The organism is Paenibacillus sp. IHB B 3084, assembly GCF_001447315.1.
In the GTDB taxonomy this organism is placed as follows: Bacteria; Bacillota; Bacilli; order Paenibacillales; family Paenibacillaceae; genus Paenibacillus.
Map to the genome: position 1 here is coordinate 2,495,001 of NZ_CP013203.1, position 25,489 is coordinate 2,520,489.

At 50.2% G+C, this 25,489-nt stretch carries 3 protein-coding genes (1 of these 3 running past the window's edge); all 3 read right to left on the reverse strand.

The window, feature by feature from the left end:
• On the reverse strand, positions 1-23,722 hold the 5' portion of the coding sequence (locus ASL14_RS11720) for a non-ribosomal peptide synthase/polyketide synthase (protein ID WP_134911708.1). The gene continues 8 nt to the left of window position 1, outside the view; the window shows 23,722 of its 23,730 coding nt (coding positions 1-23,722); it begins with the start codon at positions 23,720-23,722; its stop codon lies off the left edge, out of view.
• A 93-nt stretch (positions 23,723-23,815) separates the two neighbouring features.
• The gene (locus ASL14_RS11725; protein WP_134911709.1) at positions 23,816-24,223 is read right to left on the reverse strand and encodes a 3-hydroxyacyl-ACP dehydratase FabZ family protein; all 408 of its coding nucleotides are present in this window, start codon (positions 24,221-24,223) and stop codon (positions 23,816-23,818) included.
• A 4-nt stretch (positions 24,224-24,227) separates the two neighbouring features.
• Positions 24,228-25,469, reverse strand: coding sequence for a beta-ketoacyl-ACP synthase II (gene fabF, locus ASL14_RS11730; protein ID WP_134911710.1), 1,242 nt, complete (start codon positions 25,467-25,469; stop codon positions 24,228-24,230).
• Positions 25,470-25,489: the final 20 nt, after the last annotated feature.

Below are 25,489 nucleotides of genomic sequence, written 5' to 3' on the forward strand. Positions count from 1 at the left end.
AAATGGGCTTGTTTTTAGATGAGGTCTCTGCGACCTTGCCAAGTATCTGTCTCAGCACTTTAGCATTTTCCCCGATATAACCGGAATCAAGCAGCACATCGTGCGTACCGATGACTCCATACTCTTCGTATTGACCAAGCGTTGCCTGTTGCCATAGCAGTTTATCTGATGATGTCACCGGACCAATACTATCGTCCTCTGCAACCAAGGCGTGGATATTCGCCTGAACTCCACCTGCGTTAATAAGCTCATTGCGGTAGATGGAGTAAATCAACATTTTGTCTTTGACTCGCGCTCTGTCAGCTGGATCGGCGAGGAATGATTTGTACTGGTCCCCAATGCTGTCCAGCACCGTCTCGACAATCTCCTCAAGCTGCTCTGGTGTCGATTCATCCTTGGACATCTTTCTCATAGCATCCACCATAATAAGGTCGCTAACATGGTGGCCTCGGCTTTCCATGGCTTTAGCTACCTCGAAGGCGAGATTTCCTCCAAGTGAGTATCCCAGGAATACATATGGGCCCTCTGCTTGAATATCCACGATGGCATCGATGTATCGATCCAGCATATCTTGACCCTGGAAACGATCGCCGATAAATTCTAGCCCGAACACCTCGCAATGTCCTTCCAGCTCCTTGGCCATCTCATAGTACCCCAGAGAGTAGCCTACCCGAGGAGGGAAGCAAAACACTTTAAGCGTTCCTTTCCCTGGGAAGTGGATAATTTCCATTTCTTCTTCATCAGGAGCGGCTGTTGCCCGCAGCTTGGATATTTCATGGGCCATTTGCTCAACAGTCGGAAGATTAAACACGAGTTGGAGCGGAAGCTGAACACCCATGCCGGTTGAGATCTTCTGGATCAATCCCAATACTTTCAGGGAATGGCCCCCAAGCTCGAAGAAATGATCCTTGACCCCGATTTCCTGCACGCCGAGTACCTCGGACCAGATCTGCGCTAGCTCTACTTCTGTCTGCGTACGCGGCGGGATATACTCCGCTGTGCTCCGCAGAAGTGCTTCCGGTGCCGGCAGCGCTTTGCGATCCAATTTGCCATTCGGATTCAGCGGCATTTGTGCAAGCTGTACGAAGGCCGTCGGAATCATGTAGCTTGGCAGCTCGCTGGCCAGTGCCTCGCGTAGTACGCCCGCTGCAAGCCCCTCTTCGGCCACAAAGTATGCACAAAGCTGAGTACTTCCAGTGGAATCAGCCAGTGCAAGAACAACCGCTTCCTGCACAGATGGCACTTTCAAAATTTGCGCTTCCACTTCTCCCAGCTCAATGCGGTAACCCCGGACTTTTACCTGGTGATCGATCCGCCCTAAATACTCAATATTCCCGTCTGGCAGCCACCGGGCCAAATCGCCCGTTCGGTAAATCCGTTCTCCCGGCTTGTACGGATGAGGGATGAACTTCTCTGCCGTCAGATCCGGCTGGTTGAAGTACCCTCTCGCTACCCCCTCGCCTGCAATGCAGAGTTCTCCCGGTACACCTACTGGTGATACCTGAGAAGCGCTGTCCATCATCCATACTTGGACGTTAGCGTACGGTTTGCCGATAGGCACATGCGTTAGAGCCGCAGTCTCAAGACTCGTTGTATACCGAGTCGCATATACGGCTGCTTCCGTAGGACCGTAGATGTTTTCCAGTACTGCGTTAGGAGATACTTTATAATACTCTTCCACAAGTTTGGCAGGCAGCGTCTCGCCGCAGGCAAACAGGTATTTCAGAGTAAGGAATCCTTGGGTGCCGCTTTCTTTCAAGTATTGAACGAGCACACTGAGCATCGACGGCACCAAATTGAGATGCGTGATACGGTTCGTATCCACGGCCTCTAGCAGTACCATCGGGTCTTTGTCCACGCCTTGCGGCAGGATCACGAGAGTCCCCTGTCCAAAGAACCAGCAGAACAGCTCTGGCACGGAGAAGTCAAAGGTGAATGTCGTTTTGAGCAGGAAACGGTCGCCTGCCAACATCGGATATTCAGCTTCCAACTGACTCAGCGTATGGACGGCAGCGCGATGTTCAATCATTACACCTTTCGGCTTGCCGGTTGAACCTGACGTGTAAATGATATACGCCAGATGCTCCGGCCCCGCAATTGGCTCCAGATTCGAGCTATCCGCATGATACGCCTGCGGATCATCAAGTGCCAGGATCGTGTCGGTGAACGGGAAACGATCTTTGAGATGGTTCTTCGTCAGCAGAAGCTTCGCCCCCGAATCCTCCAGCATGTGGCGAATACGATCTTCCGGGAACTCCGGATCAATTGGTACATAGGCCCCGCCAGCTTTGAGAATGGCATGAATACCAATGATCATCTCAAGCGAGCGCTCGACCATGATGCCGACTGGCTGGTCCGGTCTGACCCCTTGGGCACGCAGCGTACGTGCAAGGCGGTTCGCTTGCTGATGAAGTTCTCCATAGGTAAACTCCGTTTCTCCGTAAACAAGTGCTGTACGATCCGGTGTGAGCGCTGCTTTTTCCTCAAATATACCGTGAAGGGTCTGCTCACGCGGATAAGGAGCTGCTGTATCGCCCCACACCTCTATAATCTGCGATTTCTCTTCTGGCGTGATCAGCTCCAGCTCATCAATACGGATAGCAGGTTGAACAGAAACGCTTGTCAGAATTCTCGTCAAGTGTCCTTGAATTCGTTCCACGCTCTCCCGATCATAGACGCGGGCATTGTAACGGTACAAGAACTCCAGATTACGGCCCGGCAGCACAATGAGGTTAAAATCATAATTCGTCTGTTCAAACATCTGAACATCCGTAATTTTGTATTCAGCCTCTTCACTGGCAATTTTCTCTTCCAGATGCTCTTCTACCGGGTAATTTTCGAACACCATAATATGAGAAATCAAATCTTGCTTTTGTTCGCTCTGTGCTTGAATCTCATAGAGCGGATAGGAATCATAAGCATGTCCTGCCAAATATAATTCCTGCTGTCTTTTCATCACATGGGAGAACGTATCGCTTCCCTCAGCCTGTACCCGAACCGGAACTGTATTAATGAAGAGACCGATCATGCTTTCGATGCCCGGAATCTCGGCAGGTCTTCCCGATACTACACTTCCGAAGACGATATCCTGGCTTCTATTGTAGCGCTGCAACACGATTCCCCAGGCTGCTTGCATCAACGTATTCATCGTCACCTGATGCTGTTTGGCCACCTGTTCCAGGCGATCGGTCAATTCCGCATCCAACGTGAATACCAGCTTCTCCGACACGTAGGCTTCTGCTTTTGCCGATGGCTGTGTGATGGCCTGTGGCAGCTTCGTCTGCTGCTCGTAGCCTTCCAGGTACCCTCTCCAGTAAGAGGATGCCTCTTCCTCGCCTTGCTTCTCCAACCATTGAATATACTGGCTGTACGATACAGCTGCAGGAAGCTCAGGCTCCCTTTGCTCACGCAGAACCCCATACGTCTCAAACACTTCCTGGAGCACAAGCGGCATACACCAGCCATCCAAAATGATGTGATGAGAGCTCCACAGCAGATGGTAAGCCTCTTCTGCTGTACGTAGAATAGCAACACGCAGCAACGCTTCTTCAGCAAGATTAAAACCTCTTGCTTTGTCCTGAGCAGTATAAGCTGCAAGGCGCGCTTGAATTTCATCGGCTTCCAACTCGTGCAGATCCTCGTATACGAAGTCACACGCTCTTTCTTTGAACACAATCTGAATAGGGAAATCGCCCCACCCGGCATGGAAATTCGTTCTCAATATGGCATGCCGTTTCATCAGATATTTTAAGCTGCGTTTGAAATCCTCTGGATAGAATACTCCCTGAATTTCAAATTTGGCCTGCTCAAAGTAGACTTCTGAATGAGGCTCCAGCAAGCTGTGGAACAACATTCCTTTTTGCATCGGTGTCAGTTTATACATATTTTCAATACTGCCGATATGCCGTGTCTGCTCTTCTAACTCCTCGATTTTTTCCAAGCTGATATCTTTGAGGAGTACATCGCTTGGTGTAAGTTCTGTTCTTTCCTTACTTACGCAATGTCCAATGACTTCGCTGAGACGGTTCTTCAGAATGCCAACAAACTTAGCCACGGACTCCCCGTGGAACTGATGACGGTTATAGCTGACCGAAAGTTGAAGCTGTCCTTCGGCAATCAGTCCATTAATGTTCAATGCCTGATGCTGCACCATCTGCTCACTGACCTCAGGTCCTACTGAGTAAGGCGATACTTCCATCGTCCCTCCTGCAAGATCCTGGTCGAACTGTCCCAAGTAGTTGAAGGTAATCTCCGGTTCAGCCGAGAAGGAGGAGACATCGGAACCGTTGCTTAAATATTTCAAAATACCATATCCGACACCTTTGTTCGGGATACGACGCAAGCCTTCCTTGACGTGCTTGATTCTGGCGCCGATCTCCAATTCCCCTCCCATCTCAAGGGCGACAGGGTATTGACTTGTAAACCAGCCTATTGTGCGAGTAATATCCAGTTCTGGCACAACAGGCTCCCGTCCATGTCCCTCCAGAAGGATGCCTACACGTTCGATTCCCGTCCACTCGTGAACAGCCATACCCAGAGCCGTCAGGAGCAGATCGTTGACCTCCGTATTGTAAGTACGGTTCGCTTCTTTCAGGAACTGCTCTGTCTCTTCTGGTGACCATCTCACCGTGACAGCCTCGCTGTCTTTGATGAGAAGAGCGCCGTCTACCTTGTCTTTTGGAAGAGGGACAAAGCCATCTCCTTCTACTTCTGTCCAATAGCTGCGTTCTTGTTCAGCCGCCGGACTATTCGCATATTGTGTGATTCCCTCAACCCATGCACGATACGAATCCGTCTTCTGTGGAAGCTTGACTGCTTCTCCACGTGCTGCCTGCTCGTAGCCTTCCTGCAGGTCCTCAAAGAGGATACGCCAGGATACGCCATCCACAGCCAGATGATGAATAACGATCAATAGATGTTCGCCTTCCGCACAGCGGAACAGACCCAGTCTAAGGAGAGGTCCATTCTCCAGAGAGATGCTTCGCTGAATGGCTTCCGAACCTGCTTCTATTGCTGAATCCGGGTCTGTTTCATCCCGCAGATCGTGGATTTGGAGACTATAGAGCTCACCCTCACCCACGCTCCGGTTCCAGGCCTCCAATCCCTGCTCTCCTTGGCGGAGCACCAGTCGTAATGCATCGTGATGCTCTGCAATTCTCCGAACAACCTCGGCGAGCGCATCGGTATTGAAGCCATCCCGTCGGTACAACATGACCGACTGATTAAAGTGATGCAGATCCATCGACTGTTCATCGAAGAATCTGTGCTGGGCAGGTCCCAGTCTTACCGCTCCGTGTACCTCGCTTTGGTCGGCAATTCGGCTGACCACACTAACGCGCTGTGCCAGCTCTGCAATTGTCGGATAACCGAACAAATCCTTCATTTCAAGCTTATAGCCTGCTTGGAGAAGCCTTGAAGATACTTGGATGGATTTGATCGAGTCCCCTCCAAGCTCAAAGAAATTATCATGTATGCCGACAAGCGGCACGCCGAGTACACCTTGCCAGATTGAAGCCAAAATGTTCTCCACATCCGTGCGCGGAGCGGTAAAGTCTGCTCCCGCCTTTATACCCGAGTTCGGTTCAGGCAGTGCCTTGCGATCCAGCTTACCATTCGGTGTCAGAGGCATCACGTCCAGTTGGACGAAGTAAGACGGAATCATATATGCAGGCAGTCCGGCAGACAGTTCGTCTCTCAGTTCGCTGACAGACATTTCGCGATCAGCTACGAAGTAAGCACACAGCGATTTCTGCCCATGAGCATCTGCCCACGCAACAACGAGAGCTTCCTCGACAAGTGGAATGTCCAGCAGCTTGGCCTCAATCTCACCAAGCTCAATACGATAGCCCCGTATTTTAACTTGATGGTCAATGCGCCCAATGTACTCAATGTCTCCATTAGGAAGGCGACGAGCCAAATCCCCAGTGCGATACATATTTCCTTCCGAGGCGAACGGATTTCTAATGAATTTATCTGCGGTAAGCTCAGGACGGTTCAGATATCCACGGGCTACCCCATCCCCGGCGATGTACATTTCGCCCTCCACGCCTAACGGTACGAGACGAAGATGATCATCTAGAATATGGATGTATATATTATCTGCCGACAATCCAATCGGTACGGATTCACGCGTATCCTTCACCGGATCGTACAGGTGAATCATGCAGCCGACGACCGTTTCAGTTGGACCATATTCATTGTAGATTTTGATGTTGCCGCCAAAGAGATCTGTGATGGTTTTTGACAAATGTGTGGTCAGATTCTCTCCGCCCACAATGAGTTGCTGAATGCGACTTTCCGCCGGGATGGTCATATCTTTAATCAGACTGAGATGAGTCGGCGTCAGCTTGAGAATGTCCACTGCATTTTCGCGCAAAATATGCTGTACAACCTCCGCTTTATCTATACCATCATAAATCCGCACTACTCCTCCGTTAATTAATGGAGTAAAGATCGACGTTAGCGTCAAATCAAAGGAAATGGATGAATACAACGGGAAATCCGTTGGTTTTCCAGCACAATAGACCTTATTGGCCCACCAGATGTAGTTTACGATCCCTTTGTGGTTAATCATGGTTCCCTTCGGATTTCCGGTTGTACCCGAGGTGTAGATTAAGTACACCAGATCGTTTCCTCCAACAGGAATATTGGGATTATCCACCCCAGTTCCGTAGATGTGCGGCGAATCCAATTCCATAACCGTTCCCTCAAAAGAAGCCAGCTCCGTCAAGTGGCTCTGTGTGAGCAGAATCTCAGCGCCGGAATCCTTCAGAATATACTGAATCCGCTCCTGCGGATATTCAGGATCAATTGGCACATAGGCTCCGCCCGCTTTGAGCACACCCATGATAGCGACAAGCAGCTCTACAGACCGATCTGCCAACAGACCTACCACTTGTTCACTCCGTAGTCCCTGGGCTATCAAGGTGGAGGCCAGCCTGTTCGCCTGCTCGTTCAGCTCCCGATACGTGATCTGGATGTCCCCGTTTACAGCCGCAATCTTATCAGGCGTACGGACAACCTGTTCTTCAAACAAGGTATGCAGACCCTGATCACTTGGATAGGTATGGGCCTTGCCGCCCCAGTCAAGCAGGTTCATCCGTTCCTCAGATGTTACAATCTCCAGTTCCTGTATCGTCGCTTGCGGACGAGCAGCCACCTGATCGAGCATCTGCAACAAATGCCCTCCGATTCGTGCAATGCTTTCTTGCTCGTAAACCGAGGCATTGTAGCGAATGCAGACCTTGATGTCCTCGCTTGGAATCACAACCAGGTTAAAGTCATAGTTGGTTTGTTCAAACATGGTGAAGTTGGCGACTTCGAGATTGTCCTCCGTTTGATTACCCGATTGCTCCACCTGCTCGTCGAGCGGGTAATTTTCAAAGATCATAATATGAGAAATCAGGTCCTGCTTTTGGGTTGTTTTCCCCTGAATCTCATACAGTGGATAGGTGTCGTAGGCACGACCAGCCAATGACTGTGCCTGTGTACGTTTCATCACCTCGACAAAGGCTTCGTCTTTGGATGACTGCACACGGATAGGTACTGTATTAATGAACAGACCCACCATATTTTCGATCCCTGCAATCTCAGCAGGTCTACCCGACACAACGCCGCCAAAAACCACATCCGAGCTGGCATTATAACGTTGAAGAATCAGTCCCCAGGCTGTCTGCATGAGTGTGTTGACGGTCACGTGATTTCGCTTCGCGACAACATCCATTTTACCGGTCAAGGCTGCACCCAGATGGAGAACATGCTCATTCAGAACATAGCCCGCTTCTTTGGCTTGTGATTTCGTTTTGCCTTCCGGCAATACGGTGTTCCCGTCATAGCCTTCGAGGTATTGGCTCCAATACGTTGAAGCTTCTTGATCATCCTGTGCGTCAAGCCACTCGATATAACGGCTATAGGGCTGAGCTGGCGGCAGCACAGGCTGTAATTGCTGTTTCTTGGCAGAATAATAATCGAACAGCTCCTGTGTAATGATCGGGATACACCAGCCATCCATGACAATATGGTGGAAGCTCCACAATACAAGACAGCTTTGATCCTTCTGCAAGACGGTCACTCGCATCAGCGGATCTTCTGACAAGCTGAATCCCTTAACCATATCTTCAGCCGTGTAAGCCTTGATCCGGGCTTCTTGTTCCTGCATAGATGCGTCGCGCAAATCTACGTAGTGCAGAGGGATTAACCGCTGCTTATAGACAACTTGCAGCGGTACATCAGCAATGTTGTTGTAAAAGCCGGTACGTAGTATGGCATGTCGTTGCACCAAAGCCTGGAAGCTCTCGAAGAAGATATCTACATCGAATCTGCCACGCAGCTCAAACGTTGCCTGTTCGAAGTATGAAGAGGAGTCCGGCTCCAGCAAGCTGTGAAACAGCATTCCCTTCTGCATTGGCGTCAGCTTGTACACATCCTCAATCTCTCCGATGTGGGCCGTCTGCGCCGTGAGTCGATCAAGCTGCTCCAATGTTAATCCCTGGAACAGAACATCACTTGGCGTAAGCTGTGAACGCTCCTGAGCCACACAATGCCGGATGACCTCACTAAGGCTTGACTGTAATAATTCAGCAAAATGACTCACCGTCTCCTTACGATACTGCCTGCTGCTGTACGTAATCGTCAGTGATAGCTGGCCTTCGGCAATCATGCCATTCACATCCAGAGCATATTGCTGTGGTGTGAGATCGCTGAGCGCCTTACCAACTGAATATGTGGATAGGCTAAGGGCATTACCCTCCAAATCCTGATCAAACTGCCCAAGATAATTGAAGGAAATCTCCGGCTCTGCGCCGAATCCGACACTTTTCTCCGGTGCCATATACTTCAGAAGACCGTAGCCGATTCCTTTGTGCGGAACCTCTCGCAAATTTTCTTTGATGCGCTTGATTCGCGCAGATACTTCCTGTCCGCCTTGCAGGTTCAGCAGAACCGGATACTGGGTTGTGAACCAGCCCACGGTACGGGTAATATCCAGGTCTGATACGATCATTTCCCGTCCATGCCCTTCAAGATTGACCAAAATCCGCTCCATGCCTGTCCAGCGCTGAACGGCTGCCCCCAGAGCAGTCAAGAGCAAATCATTCGTCTCCGTATGATACGCCCGGTTCGCTTGTCGCAACAGCAGGTCTGTTTCCTGCGCAGACCACGTTACCGTAACCGATTCAGTATCCCGAATGGTGCCCGGCTTCTGATCCTCATCCTTCGGCAGTGGGGCCAAAATCGCCTCCTCGATCAGCTGCCAGTATGCACGCTCCTTGTCCAGAGCAGGCCCTGCTGCATACTTCGTCGCTTGCTCAGACCATACAAGATACGAATCGGTCTTTTGTGGAAGGACGATTGCTTGTCCATTCAATGCTTGCTCGTACCCCGCTGCAATGTCTTCAAACAGGATGCGCCAGGATACGCCGTCAACCAAGAGGTGATGAATGACAATCAACAAATGATCGCCATCGTCACAATGGAACAGGCCTAGCTTGAACAGTGGGCCACCTTCCAAGTCAAAGCTTGCCTGAATGGCATCAGCTTGGGCTTGAACCGCAGCTGTCTGGTCTTCCGCCTGCCGCATATCGGCAATGTCCAATGTGTAGAGCTCGCCTTCGTCCGTTCCCCGATTCCAAGCTGCGTATCCAGCTTCTGTAGGCCGGAAAACCATGCGCAGCGCGTCATGATGAATCGCAATTTGGTCCATTGTCAACCGGAGTGCAGCCTCATCAAAGCCATCCTTCCGATAGAGCATGACGGCATGATTATAATGGTGCGGCTCCGCTGTATGGCGTTCAAAGAACCAACGCTGAATTGGCATTAACTCTGCTGCACCTTTAATTTCACCCTGTTCCGCTATACGTCCAGCTGCCTGAAGATACGGGCTTAGCTCGGCAATTGTCGGATATTTGAAGAGATCCTTCATCTCTAATTTATATCCAGCTTGGAACAATCTCGAGGACACTTGGATCGCCTTGATGGAGTCACCACCCAGATCGAAGAAATGATCATGGATGCCGACCTGCTGCGCTCCCAGCACACCTTGCCATACGGAAGCCAAAGCTTCCTCAGCCTTCGTCCTTGGCGGTTCATAAACCGCTCCTGTCTGCACATTGGCCTCCGGAGCGGGAAGCGCCTTGCGATCCAGCTTGCCATTTGGCGTCAATGGCATCTGTTCCAATTGCATGAAGTAAGACGGAATCATATAAGCTGGCAGTTCAGCAGCCAAGGCTTTTCTCAACTCGCCTACCGTCAGCATCTGATCGGCAGTGAAATAGCCGACTAGCACTTTTTGTCCACTTCCATCCTCCCGGGCGAGCACAACGGCCTCCCTTACAGACGGAGCATGGAGCAGCTTCGCTTCCACCTCGCCCAGCTCGATGCGGTAACCACGGATTTTAACCTGATGGTCAATCCGTCCCAAATACTCCATGCTGCCATCCGGCAACCAGCGTGCCAAGTCACCTGAGCGGTACATGCGCTCGCCCGCTTCAAACGGATGAGCGACAAACTTCTCTTCCGTCAATTCCGGTCGGTTCAGATAGCCTCGCGCCAGGCCTACGCCCGCCACATAGAGTTCACCCGGAATGCCAATCGGCTGTGGACGGCGTTGTTCATCCAAAATGTACGCTCGCAGCGTCGGAATCGTGGTGCCGATATTGCTGCGGCCCTGTTCAATTTCCAGCTCTGTAATTTCCTTGTATGTTACATGTACGGTCGTTTCGGTAATGCCGTACATGTTGATGAGCTGCACTTGTGGATACTTCGTTCTCCAGTCCTTGAGCAAGGCCGGGCTTAATGCCTCTCCACCGAAGATAATCATACGGAGGCTCAGTTCTGCCGCCTGATGACCGAGCTCTTCCTGTAGCAACTGATAGAAGTACGTCGGTGTCTGGTTCAAAACGGTAACCTTCTGATCCTTAAGCAATTGCAAGAAACGATCTGGACTCTTCGCGGTAAGCGATGGAACGATGACCAACCGTCCTCCGTTCAGCAATGCTCCGTACATTTCCCATACAGAGAAGTCAAAACAGAATGAATGGAACAGTGTCCACGTATCCTGAGGACCGAAATCAAACATATTTTTATCATTAAAGAGCAAGCGAACTACATTTTTGTGCTCGATCAGCGTTCCCTTTGGCTTGCCTGTCGTACCCGATGTGTAGATGACGTAGGCAAGATGCTCCGGTCCGGCTGCAGGCTTCAGGTTTGAGATATCTTCCTTGTAGGAAGCCGTCTCGTCCAGATTGATGATGTCCCCGGCGAAGGAGACGCGTTTCTCCAGATGCGCTTGTGTCAGCAGTAGCTTGGCTCCTGAATCCTCCAGCATAAAGCGAATGCGGTCCTCTGGATACTCAGGGTCTACAGGGACATAGGCCCCGCCTGCCTTCAAGATGGCTAAAATCCCGACCACCATTTCAAGGGAACGATCCGCCATGATTCCAGCCAAACCATCTGGTTGGAGCCCACGCTCGCGGAGCGTTCTGGCAAGTCTGTTTGCCCGTTCGTTCAGCTCGCTGTAGGACAGGGTTGCCTCTTCACATACGACTGCTACTGCATTCGGAGTACGAGCAGCTTGTTCCTCGAACAACGCATGAATCGTCTTGTCACGAGGATAATCTGCTCTGGCTTCGGCCGACTCCTGCATCAGCTTTGATTTTTCCTGAGGTGTCACGATATCAAGGGATGACAACGGCATCGCCAGATTGGCGGTTGCTTCCCGAATAAGCTGTACAAAGTGGCCTGCCATCCGTTCAGCAGTCTCTTGCTTGTAGATCGCAGTCGCGTACTCAAGCGTGCAGTTCAATGCCCCGTCTGCTTCACTCACGGTCAGCGTGAGATCGAACTTGGCAGCCGGATGTACATTATCGTAAGGGGTGAAGCGCAATCCCTCTATTTCTTGTTCTCCCTGCTCGATATTTTGCAGGACAAACATGGTATCAAATAGCGGATTACGGCTCAAATCACGCTGAAGCTCCAGCTTTTCTACCAGCTCCTCGAACGGGTAATCTTGGTTTTCATAGGCCCGTAGCGCTGTTTCCTTCACTTCCTGCAGATAAGCCTCGAAAGGCTTTTCTCCTTCCGGATAAGTACGCAGCGCCACTGTGCCGACGAACATACCGATGAGGCCTTCGAGTGTCGCATGGGATCTTCCTGCCACAGGTGAACCGACAATGACATCTTCCTGACCTGTGTACTTGTGCAAGAGCGCTGTATAGGCTGCCAGCAGTACCATGAACAGAGTAGAACCCGTCCGGGTAGCCAGCTCCTGAAGTGAAGCACTCAGAGAAGAATCAATTTGGAAGTCGATTCGATCGCCCGCAAAGCTTCGCACCGCAGGACGAACTTCATCTCCCGGCAAATCCAGCACTGGCAAGCTTCCGCGGAAAGCATCCAGCCAGTAAGCTTCCTGGGCCTTAAGACGCTCGCTTCCGAGCTGCTCTTGCTGCCATACAGCATAGTCTGTGTACTGGATCTGTAGCGCAGGGAATACGTCCTCCTCTTGGTAGAAGCGGAGAAACTCTTCTATGAGAATATTCATAGAAACCCCATCTGAGACAATATGATGCATGTCAAACAATAGTAAATGGCGCTCATGTGCAATTCGAATAAGGCCGACCCGCAGCAATGGAGCTACACCTAAATCAAAAGGACGGACAAACTGCTGAAGGGTAGCTCCTGCCTCTTCCTCGCTCAACTCCGCATATTCCACAGTAAACGGAACATCCGTCAGGAGCTGCTGTACAGGTTCACCGTTCACGGTCACAAAACGAGTACGCAGCGAACCATGACGATGAATCAGACGACGGAATGCCTGCTCCAGCCGTTCCCGATCCAAGGCTCCCTCAACCGTAAGGATACCCGGCATATTGTAGCTCAGCTCTCCACCTTCCAGCTGACTTAGAATAAACAGTCGTTTTTGGGCCGAGGACAATGGATAATGCTCTCTCGCTCCCGCTGTAGGAATTTCTTCGAAATTCAGCGGTGTATAGCCCTCAATGGCACGAGCCAATCCTTCAATAGTAGGAGACTCGAACACTGCTCTCAGACTAATCTCGCGATTCATTTCCTTGCGAATTCGTGAGACTAGCAGGGCTGCACGCAGTGAGTGACCTCCAAAATGGAAGAAATTATCCTTCACTCCCGCGTTCTCTACACCCAGCACCTCTTGCCAGATTTCGGCTAATTGGATTTCCACAGGTGTATTTGGAGCCTCAGATGAAGCAGCTGCCCATCCACGCTCGCCCTGCAGCGCTTTTCGATCGATTTTTCCGTTCGACGTCAGAGGCATGTCCTCCAGTTGCATAAAGCGGGAAGGAATCATATATCCAGGTAACATCTCCGACAGAACAGCCCGAAGCTCGGATACCTCAAGTTTCTGAGCGGCTACGAAATAAGCGACTAGATCTTTGTAGCCGTCATCGCCCTCTACAGCCATGGCTACGACTTCCTGAACGGACGGCACTCTGAGCATTTGTGCTTCGACCTCACCCAACTCGATTCGATAGCCGCGAATTTTGACTTGGTGATCTATTCGACCTAAGTACTCGATGGTTCCATTCGGTAACCAGCGAACCAGGTCACCCGTCCGATACATACGCTCTCCTGGAGCAAACGGGTTGTCCACGAACTTCTCATCCATTAACTCAGGCCGGTTATGATACCCCCGTGCTAATCCGATACTCGAAATGCATAGCTCTCCAGCTACACCGACAGGCTGCAATCTAAAATGGTCATCCAAGATGTACACACTATGGTTAGCAATAGGTCGTCCAATAGATACAATATCCGTTGCTTCCTCACTGTCCGGGACAGACCAGATTGTGGTGCATACGGAGTCCTCCGTTGGGCCATAGCCATTAGAGTAACGTACATGCTTCCTCCACTCTTCGATCATCTCGACCGATGCGGCCGATCCAGCGGTTAGCAGGCACCGCAGTGTTGGCAGACGCTCCGGGTCAAGGTGGATAGCGTAAGCGGGTGGCAAAGTCGCTACCGTAATTCCCTTATCGTTCATGAACTGCTCGAACAGGGCATGATCTAAAATATCTTGTGTAGAAGGGATGCACAGAACACCCCCGTGGCTCAGCGCCGTTAAAATTTCCGAAACCGATGCATCAAACGACAGACTTGCAAACTGGACGATCCGATCCTGCGGTGTAAACTCGAAGTGTGCCCCATATACGTCTGAAAGATTTGATAGTCCCCGATGCTCGACTAATACGCCCTTAGGCTGACCCGTCGTACCTGAAGTGTAGATCACGTAAGCCAGATCATCCGGGCCAGCAATATCCTCCAAATTCGAGGTGTCGGCATCATAGGACGATGATTCATCCAGCATCAAAATATTTTCCGTCCATCCGAGATGCTCCAAGAGATGGGCCTGTGTAAGAATCAGCTTCGCCCCGGAATCTTCAAGCATGTAACTGATTCGTTCTTTCGGATACTCTGGATCGATTGGAACATAGGCACCCCCGGCTTTCATAATGCCGTAGATTCCAACGATCATTTCGAGCGATCGTTCAGCAATCAGTCCCACCAGATCTCCCGTCTTGATTCCCTGAGTACGGAGTCTTCTCGCCAGTCCATTGGCTTTTGCATTGAGCTCGGCATAGGTCAGACTCTTGTCTTCGAACCAAATGGCAGTCGCATCCGGCGTTCGTCCCGCCTGTTCCTCCAACAGCCCGTGGAACGTGTTACAGTGCTCGTCGTAAATGGCTTTCGTATTTCCCCATACGTTCAGAATCTGTTCTCTCTCCTGCGGCGTGACCAATTCTAGAGCATCCACGGAAATGGCAGGATTCTCTACAATTTGTTCCATGAGGTGAACCAGATGTCCCTTGATTTGCTCAATCGTCACTTGATCATAAACAAGTGCATTGTACTGGAACAGCAATCTCATCTCTTCGCCAGGGAGGACAATTAAATTAAAATCGTAATTCGTTTGCTCAAGAAGCTCCGCCTCCTCAATCTCAAAGGCAGCCTCGCCACCACCCAGACGCTCTACCTCCTCCTCAACAGGATAGTTCTCAAATACCATAATATGTGAGATTAGATCCTGCTTCTGATCGGTCTGAGCCTGAATCTCAAACAGCGGGTAGGTGTCATACATATGAGAAGCCATATATTGTTCCTGCTGCTGCTTCATCAGAACTGTGAAGGGGAGATTTTCTTCCGTCTTCACACGAACGGGAATTGTATTGATGAACAAACCGATCATCCGATCAATGCCCGGAATTTCTGCTGGTCTGCCTGATACTACACTTCCGTACACGACATCCCGGCTACCGTTATAGCGTTGAAGCGCAATACCCCAGATAGACTGCAGCAATATATTCACCGTGACATGAGCATCCCTGGCCACCTTTTCAAGGCGCTCAGTCAATACCCTACTGAGAGGATAATTCAGCTTTTCTGCTACATAGCCTTCTCCCTTACTTGCTCCACCGACTTGAGGTAGAAGCGTCTGCTGCTCGTAACCGGCCAGATATCGGTTCCAATAGTTGGACGCAACTGCTTCATCCTGCTGTTCCAGCCATTCGATATATCGACTGTACGGATGAACCTCTGCCAGCTGCGGCTCTCTTCCTTCCAGGAGGGCAAAATAGTGTTCAAATACCTCCTGCGTAATTAACGGAACACACCACCCATCCATGACGATGTGGTGAAAGCTCCATAAGAGACGGAAGCTCTCTTCATCGGTTTGTAAAATCGATACACGGAGAAGCTCGTCTTCAGCCAGGTTGAAGCCCAGTGCTTTGTCCTTAGCACCAAATGTCTTCAGGTAAGCTTCGCGCTGCGATGCATTCATCTCCCGCAGGTCTTCATACACCAATTTAGCGCCTCTGTGCCGAAATACAACCTGCAACGGCTCGCTGCCCCATCCGCTATAAAAGTTCGTGCGCAGGATGGCATGACGCTCCACCACTGCATCCAGACTGTGTCCGAAGGCATTCGGATCAAAGCTACCCTTAAAGTCAAAGGCAGCCTGCTCAAAATAGGCACCTGTATGCGGCTCAAACATATCATGGAACAGCATGCCCTTCTGCATCGGTGTCAGACTGTATACATTCTCAATATCGCCTATGTGGCTGGTTTGCTTAGAAAGCTCTTCCAAATCGGCAATACTCAGCCCTTTCGCAAGCACGTCGCTTGGTGTCAATACCGCTCTCTCTTGAGTTACGCAATGATGGAGAAGCTCTCGCAGGCTTTCTTCAATATATCCAGCGAGCTGTTCCATCGTAGATGACTTATACTGTTTTCCGTTATAAGTAATCGTCAGAGAAAGTGCCCCGTCCGTCACCATGCCATTGATATCTAGCGTATAGGCCGGTTCCTCCAACGAGCTTTGCGCGCTTCCAGTTGGATAAGGCGAAATCTGCAACGAGCTTCCTTGCAAATCCTGATCAAATTGCCCTAGATAGTTAAAAGAAATCTCAGGCTGCAAGCTGAAGCTGTCTACATTCAACTGACTTGCCATCGTTTTGAGCAACCCATAGCCAATACCTTTGTTCGGAATTCGGCGCAGCCCTTCTTTCACAGACTTGATCAAGGAGGCCACTTCCGGGTTATCCCCCAGGTCTAAAATCACCGGATATTGACTTGTAAACCACCCAACGGTACGGGTGATGTCGATATTCGGTATAATCGGCTCACGACCGTGTCCTTCCAGATTCACAGCAACCTTTCCGATGCCAGACCATTTGGATACCGCCATGCCCAGAGCGGTCAATAGCAGATCGTTCGTCTCTGTTTGATAAGCACGATGGGCTTTTCTCAACAATTGGTCGGTTTCTTCTATAGTCCATTGTGCTGTTACCACTTTGCTATCCTGTAATAGAAGGCTTTCCACAGTCTCATCCTTCGGCAACTGTTCGAGTGGCTGATCCTCCAGCTCTCTCCAATACGCCCGATGAGTCTCCATTTCAGGACCTTCCGAATAACGAGCAAGGGCGTCTCCCCAGTCACGGAAGGAATCCGTCTTCTGCGGGAATACCAGCGCTTGTCCTTGAATCACCTGCTCATAGCCTGCTGCAATATCCTCGAACAAAATCCGCCAGGATACTCCGTCCACCACCAAATGGTGGATCACGATCAGAAGGTGGTCTCCATCCTGACAATGGAAAAGTCCTAACTTCAGCAGCGGACCTTCTGCCAGATTGATACTGCGCTGAATGTCATCCGACAGCGTTGCAATGGCTGCAACCGGATCGGATTCATTCCGTAAATCAGCGGTGAACAGGCTATATAGCTCTCCTTCTTCAAGATCACGATTCCAAGCCTCGTAGCCATGCTCTGTCTGACGAAAAACCATGCGAAGGGCGTCATGATGCTCAGCGAGTTTTCTCAGCACCCGATGCAAGGCCTTTTCCTCAAATCCCTGTTCACGATACAGCATAACCGCTTGATTGAAGTGATGAGGCTCTGCCTGCTTCCGTCCAAAGAACCACTGTTGGACTGGAGTCAAGCGAGTCGCTCCACGCACAACTCCCTGTTCAGCCATATGCACAGCCATTTGTATTTCCGCGCCTAGCTCGGCAATGGTTGGCGATTTGAACAGCTGCTTCATCTCTAACCGATAGCCGGCCTGCAATAACCGTGACGACACCTGAATGGCCTTTATGGAGTCTCCGCCCAATTCAAAGAAATTGTCATGGATACCCACCTGTTCGGCACCCAGCACACCTTGCCAAACAGACGCCAAGGCTTCTTCCGCCGGTGTACGGGGAGCCGTATACTTCCGTCCCGTATGCGCACCCACTTGAGGAGCCGGCAGAGATCTGCGGTCCACTTTTCCGTTCGACGTTAATGGCATACGATCCAACTGCACAAAATAGGACGGGATCATATAACTCGGAAGTACCTGCGATAGAGCAAGACGCACTTCTCCTGCGGTGAGCATGCGATCCGCCACATAATAAGCGCAAAGCTGCTTCTCTCCAAGCTCATCCGCGCGAACGACCACTACGGCGTCGATTACTGACTCCACCTTGGCCAGTTGGGCCTCGATTTCAGGGAGTTCGATGCGGTAACCGCGTATTTTAACCTGTTCATCGATTCTTCCTTTAAATTCCAGATTACCATCTGGAAGCCAGCGTACCAAATCCCCAGTTCGGTAGCAGGGTTCTCCGTCCTTCACAGGACTAGGAACAAATTTCTCTGCTGTGAGATCAGGACGATTGAGATATCCGCGCGCTACACCTTCACCGCCGACAATGAGTTCACCCCAAGCACCAATAGGCTGTAATTGCAGCGATCCATTGACCACATAAGCGGTCGAATTACTAATTGGGCGACCAATCGGCACACCCCCTTCGGCACGACCCGGAATCTTGTAGGTGGTGGAGAAGGTCGTATTCTCTGTCGGACCATAGCAATTGATAGGGACAAGATCAGGATTAGCCTCGATTACACGGTTCATATGAGATAGGGACAGTACGTCACCACCGACTAACAATGCTTTTAGCCCTCTGAACAGGTACTCATCCTGCAGGGAAAGCTGATTGAAAAGCGGTGAAGTAAGCCACAATGTCGTAATCCCGTACTTGGCAATAGCCGCTTTGAGCCTATCAGCAATCAGAATGTCGTCATTCTCTACAAAATAGAGCTGCCCACCGTTAAGCAACGCTCCCCATATCTCAAATGTAGAAGCATCAAAGGCCACGGCTCCTGTTTGCAAAATTCGTGTGGATTCATTCAGCTCCACATAGTTGGTCTCTTTGACCAGACGGACCACGTTCCGGTGTTCAACCATAACGCCCTTCGGTCTACCCGTCGTACCCGATGTATAGATGACATAAGCAAGCCCCTGCGATCCCTGAGCCGTCTCCGGCTGGGCAGGTTCAGCAGCATAAGCCTCTTCACTGCTAAGATCGACAATTGGTATACCGTAGTCTACACTTATAAGCTCGCCCTTTTGCACCAATAATAGCTTGGCGTCGGAATCATCAAGCATATAACGAACCCGATCTTCCGGGTAATCAGGATCGATCGGCACATAGGCTCCACCTGCCTGAAGCACCGCGAGCATACCAATGACCATCTCGATGCTTCGTCCGCCCATTACGGCCACAGGTTGCTCCCTCAACGTTCCCAAACGACGCAGTGTTTGGGCCAGTCGGCTCGCCTTATCTTCCAATTCAAGGTACGTTAGCTGGACATCGCCGAATACAAGCGCCGTCTGCTCCGGTGTACGCTTGACTTGTTCTGCGAACAGCTCATGAATGGTCTTGTCCCTTGGATAAGGAGCCGATGTCGCGTTAAACACTTCAACGATCTGTACTTTCTCCTCCGGTGTGATCATTTCTATCTCGGCCAGTTGCAACTGAGGATTGGCTGAGACTGCGTGCAGAACCCGAAGCAAGTGCGTTGCAAGTCGCTCTACACTTTCACGTCGATATAAAGCCGTACTATACTCGAGGCCAAAGGCTAATTTTGACTCCTTCTCCTCTACATTGAGGGACAGGTCAAATTTGGCTGTGACGGTGTCCATCAAGTAAGGAGTAAAGTGCACTCCGTCCATTTCCTGCTCTTCCTGCTCGGTATTTTGTAATACCAATAGGGTGTCAAAGAGCGGATTGCGGCTGACATCACGTCCTACGCCCAGCTTTTCGACCAATTTTTCAAAAGGGTAATCCTGATGCTCAAACGCCTTGAGCGCTGTTTCCTTGATTTCCAGAAGATAATCCTGAAAGGTTTTATCTCCTGCCGGGTAGCTGCGCAAGGCCAGTGTGTTGACAAACATTCCGATAATGCCCTCAAGCTCAGCCTGCGGTCTTCCGGCCACTGGAGAACCTACGACGATGTCCTCCTGTCCTGTATATTTGTGCAGTAGTACCGAATAAGCGGCCAGCAATACCATATACAGTGTAGTACCTGTACGGGATGCAAGCTCTTGTATCGCCTTATTTCCAGACTCATCCAATGTAAAATCAATTCGGCTACCCTCGAAGCTCCGAACCGAAGGTCGTTGGAAGTCTGTAGGCAAATCCAATATCGGCAACTCCCCTTCAAAGGCTTGCAGCCAATATTCCTCAAGATCTTGCCATTGGTTCTCTGACTGTTCCCGTTGCCATACGGCATAATCCTTGTACTGGATGTGCAGCTCTGGTAGCTGTTCTCCTTGATACAAATGAGTAAGTTCCTCTATCAATATTTGAATAGAAACCCCATCTGAAATGATGTGATGCATATCAAACAGCAACAGATGACGCTCCTCCTGGAGCTTCACCAAGCTAACACGCAGTAATGGAGCCTGGCTCAGATCAAAGGCACGAATAAAGCTGTGAATGAGCGTATCCGTCTCCTCCACAGAAGCCTCTGTGTAGTTCAACGCGAACGGCACATTCCTATGCACACGCTGAACAAGCTCTCCATCCTGCATATAAAAGCCGGTTCTCAGGGATTCATGACGCTGGATCAGTGCCTGGAACGCGGACTCCAGCCGAGTGCGATCCAATGGTCCATCCACTGTGAAGGCCCCTGGCATATTGTAGCTGAGCTCTCCCCCGTCCATCTGTCTCAGCACGTATAACCGCTTTTGCGCTGAGGACACTGGGTAAGCTTCGCTTTCCGCTGCCCTTGGGATGGATTCGTACAGGGTCGGAATGTGTTTTTTCACAAGTTGCGCCAAGGATTCGACCGTAGGTGACTGAAACACCTCACGCAGCGAAATGCTACATCCCAATTCTTTGTGAATCCGTGAAACGAGCACTGTTGCCCGCAAAGAGTGACCCCCAATTTCAAAGAAATTATCTCTGACACCGACGCGGGCAACTCCCAAGATATCTTGCCAGATGAGTACCATCTGAGCTTCCACAGCAGTTCTCGGAGCCAAATAAGCCTCGCCGGATTGTACGCTGCTTTCAGGAGCCGGCAACGCACGGCGATCCAGTTTGCCATTTGGCGTAAGCGGCATTTGCTCCAGCCGGACAAAATAAGAAGGAATCATGTAAGCGGGGAGTTCCGCCGCCAGCTGAGACCGCAATTCCCCCGGCGAAAGATCACTGGAGGCTACATAGTAGGCGCACAGCAATTTTTGGCCCTGTTCGTCTTCCCGTGCGAGGACAATCGTTTCCCGTACGTTCGGAGCCTTGAGAATTTGGGCTTCTACCTCGCCAAGCTCAATTCGGTAGCCGCGAATTTTGACCTGATGGTCGATCCGCCCCAAATATTCAATATTGCCATCAGGCAACCAACGAGCAAGATCCCCAGTTCGGTACAGCCGCTCTCCCGCCCGATACGGATGCTCAACGAATTTCTCAGACGTCAAATCCGGCCGATTCAAATACCCACGGGCAAGACCGTCCCCCGCAATGTATAGCTCTCCCGGAACCCCAACAGGCTGCAGGCGTCTTTGCTCATCGAGAATGTAAGCGCTAAGTGTGGGGATTGTTGTGCCAATATTGCTTTTCCCCGCTTCAATCTCACGTTCCGTGATTTCCTTGTAGGTGACATGGACCGTTGTTTCCGTAATTCCGTACATATTAATCAGCTGCACATCAGGATACTTGACCCGCCAGTTTCTCAGAAGAGACGGACTTAAGGCCTCTCCACCAAAAATGATTTTTCTAAGGCCAAGCTCTGTCGAAGAGTGCGTTAATTCTTCCTGTAGCACCTGATAAAAATACGTCGGCGTCTGATTTAAAATGGTGACTTGGTTGTCTTTCAACAACTCCAGGAAAGCTGCTGGGCTCTTGGCTGTGAGAGATGGAACAATCACCAATTTCCCTCCGTAAAGAAGCGCTCCGTACATCTCCCAAACAGAGAAATCGAAGCAGAACGAATGGAACAGCGTCCACGTATCCTGAGAGTTGAAATCAAATAAATTTTTATCGTTAAAGAGCAGTCGAACTACATTTTTGTGTTCAATCAGTGTGCCCTTCGGCTTGCCGGTCGTACCCGACGTGTAGATAACATAGGCTAGATGGCTTGGTCCCGAAATGCTCTCCAGATTGGAAGCATCTCCTGTATACGTTGCAGCTTCGTCCAGACTCACAAGCTTTCCGTCAAAAGTGTTGCTCTCCCATAGATGACTTTGGGTGAGCAACAGACGGACACCTGAATCCTCCAGCATATAATGGATACGTTCTTCGGGATAATCGGGGTCAATCGGTACATAGGCACCACCTGCTTTCAAAATGGCCAACATGCCGATGACCATCTCCAAGGAACGGTCAGCCATAATCCCTACGAGCGTATCTGCTCCTACTCCCTCGGAGCGCAAATATCTCGCAAGTTGGTTAGCCCGCTCGTTTAGAGCTAGGTATGTAATGCTCTGCTCGTCCATCTGAACGGCTACGTGATCTGGCGTGCGCTCGGCTTGTTCCTCGAATAAGCCATGTATGGTCTTCTCACGTGGATAATCGACTGCAGCGCCTTCCGAAAGAGCCAAAATGGATTGCTCTTCTGGTTCGCCCAATAAGTTTACCTCTGCGATAGAAAGCTGAGGTGAATGAATGATCTGCTCGGCGATCGTAAGCAACTGGGAAACCATGTCCTTAACTTCACTGCGTTCAAACAGCTCCGTCCGATAATCGACATCCAGTACCAGTTCGCCTTCATCCAGGATCTCCACGATATGAAGCACGAAATCGTTCACTTCGTCCCCGCAGAAATCATAATCCGTCAAAATACGCACATCATCCAAATCAACCCAATTGATAAGACGATATTCCATTGAAACGCCAAAAAGCCGCTGAATATCCTTGTTACCATGCATTTCTCTAAGATCCTGAATTAACTGATTGTATGGATATTTCTGATGCCGCAGGACTGACATCTGATCTCTGGCTACATCCTGCAGGAAGCTCAACACATCCATATCCTTTTTGATGTATGTTCTGGCAGCAGCGGTGCTGACGAACATACCTATCTTTTGCTTCTCTTTTTTGTTCCCCCGGTTAGCGAACGAAGTTCCAATCACCACATCCGGCTGATTCGTCATTTTGTGTATGTAGATATACATCGCACCCATGAAGAACTGGAACAAAGAAATCCTGTTCTGTTGGCAAAACGCTTGCAGCTCGTGATATAGCACTTCTGGTACGGTAAAATGCTCCCGAACGGCGTGGGTGCTTAAAGATAACGGATTATATGACTTCCAACCCGTAAGCTCAGGCAAATCAGAAAATTTATCCAGCCAGTATGCCTTATCCTTTTGGTATCTGTCAGAAAGCTCATATGCATTCTCATCTGCAATATATTGAATATACGAGCAATCGTCATTCAGCGTCGGTTCATTTCCTTGAATGATCTGCATGTAAAACGCTGTCAGCTGATTGCCATAGACCACCATTGATATTCCGTCAGAAATAATATGGTGCATCTTGGTATTAATCCAATACTCTTCCTCGCTAATCTTCACAATTAAAAACTGGAAGAGCTCAGAATCCAGCAGGGGCAAGGGTTTGTTTTTATGTTGCTCAAGTAAGGCTTCCACCTCAGATGCACTTTCATAGTGGGTAAGATCCAGGCACTCCAACTGTCTCTCTTCATAAGGAACGACGTACTGCTGAGGCACTCCATCCACTGAGGTAATACGAATGCGGAACGCATCATACTGTTTGATAATCAAATTAATGGACTGCATGAAGGCAGCGATATGGATATGCCCCTTCATCTTAGCTGTACCGGAAAGCTGTGACACTGACGTATCTGGGTAGAGTAATTCGGTATACCATATACGCTTCTGCGCATTTGTTAAATCATATAACTGCATGTCATTCATCTCATTCACTCCTATTCCATGATGTGAATATCCTCCCGCTGCACCTGGCAGTCAGGAGGACAAAAGGACCATATAACGTGCGCTTCCACCCCGTCATTGATCCAGTGAAACAATTTCTTCCGCCTCAACCACCAATCGATCCCCTACGGAGGCCCGACCGCTTCCGAGAATATAGCCCCGCCGACGCTTGATCACTTCAAAATAGAGATCAATTCGGTCTCCAGGCTTCGCCAAGCTGTGGAATCGAATTCCATTGAGGTTAGTCAGGTATGAAATACCTTTTTTATCAATCGCAGCGAATGCTGCCAATTGTGCAAGCGACTCCACAATCAACATAGGAGGCATGTATGGGTTAATGTCCGTAATGAACCACTCACTCCAGGTGACAAGCTTGTATCCCTTCGCCCATTGCGACGTTTCGTACCCGGTCACGCCATCCAACAGAAGAAATGGGTACCGGTGCGGAAGCACATCCGGGATATGGATTAGCTCTTCGCTCAAAGGCTTATACCCCTTCCCACTTGCGAACAGCAAGACAGACGTTGTGCCCCCCGAAACCAAAGGAATTGCTAATCGCCGCGCGGACCTCGCGTTCCTGATATACATGCGGCACAAAATTCAATTCAGGAGCTTCAGGATTGTCGCAATTGAGTGTCGGTGGTACTTTGCTGTGAATCATGCTCTGCACAGTCGCAATTAATTCGACTGCCCCTGCACCGCCCATTAAATGGCCAGTCATGGATTTAATAGACGATATCGCCAAACGGGGGGCATGCTCCCCGAATACTTTTTGAATAGCATTAATCTCCATACGATCATTAAACGGCGTACTTGTACCATGGGCATTGACATAGTCGATTTCCTGCGGTGTCAAGCCGCCATCCTGCAGTGCGATGCTGATCGCTTCTGCCGGACCGGAGCCTGAGGGATCTGGAGCCGTGATATGATACGCATCGGTTGTACATCCGTAACCTGCAACTTCGGCCAAAATGGTGGCCCCTCGGTTCAAGGCATGCTCCAACTCCTCCAGCACCAAGACCCCTGCTCCTCCACCGATGACGAATCCATCGCGGTCCACATCAAATGGGCGACTGGCCTTCTGCGGCTCCTCATTTCGTCTGGAAAGAGCATGAATATTCGCAAAAGATGCCAAATCAAGCTGACTAAAATTGGCTTCTGCTCCTCCAGCGACCACAACATCTGCCGTGCCATACTGGATCGTACGTAATGCCTCACCGATGGCATTACTTCCAGTAGCACAAGCCGTAACCACGGCAAACGAAGGTCCCTTGGCTCCGATAGCAATGGAGATTTCACCAGGCGCAGAATTAATCATCATCGAGGAAACAAAATAAGGAGAAACCCTTTTGGGGCCAAGCTCTGTTAATTTCCTGTAGTTCTCCTCTATGACGTCGAGGCCTCCTGCTCCAGAGCCGACAATAACACCCACGCGGCCTGCATTCCGCTCGTCAATCACTAATTTCGATTGCTCGACTGCCTGACGGGCAGCCGCCAAGGCAAATTGGGTAAACTGTGCTACTTTATTAGCTTCCTTCTTGCTCATATATTGCAACGGATCAAAGCCCGTAACCTGTGCGCCAATCTTCGTCGGAATGTCCGCTGTATCAAAAGCAGTGACAGGTCCGATTCCGCTCTTTCCTTCCAACAGTGAATTCCAGAAATCTGAAAGATTAAGCCCAACCGGCGTTACGACTCCCTGTCCTGTCACCACAACACGTCTTCTCACTTTACCCACGTCCTTCGCTG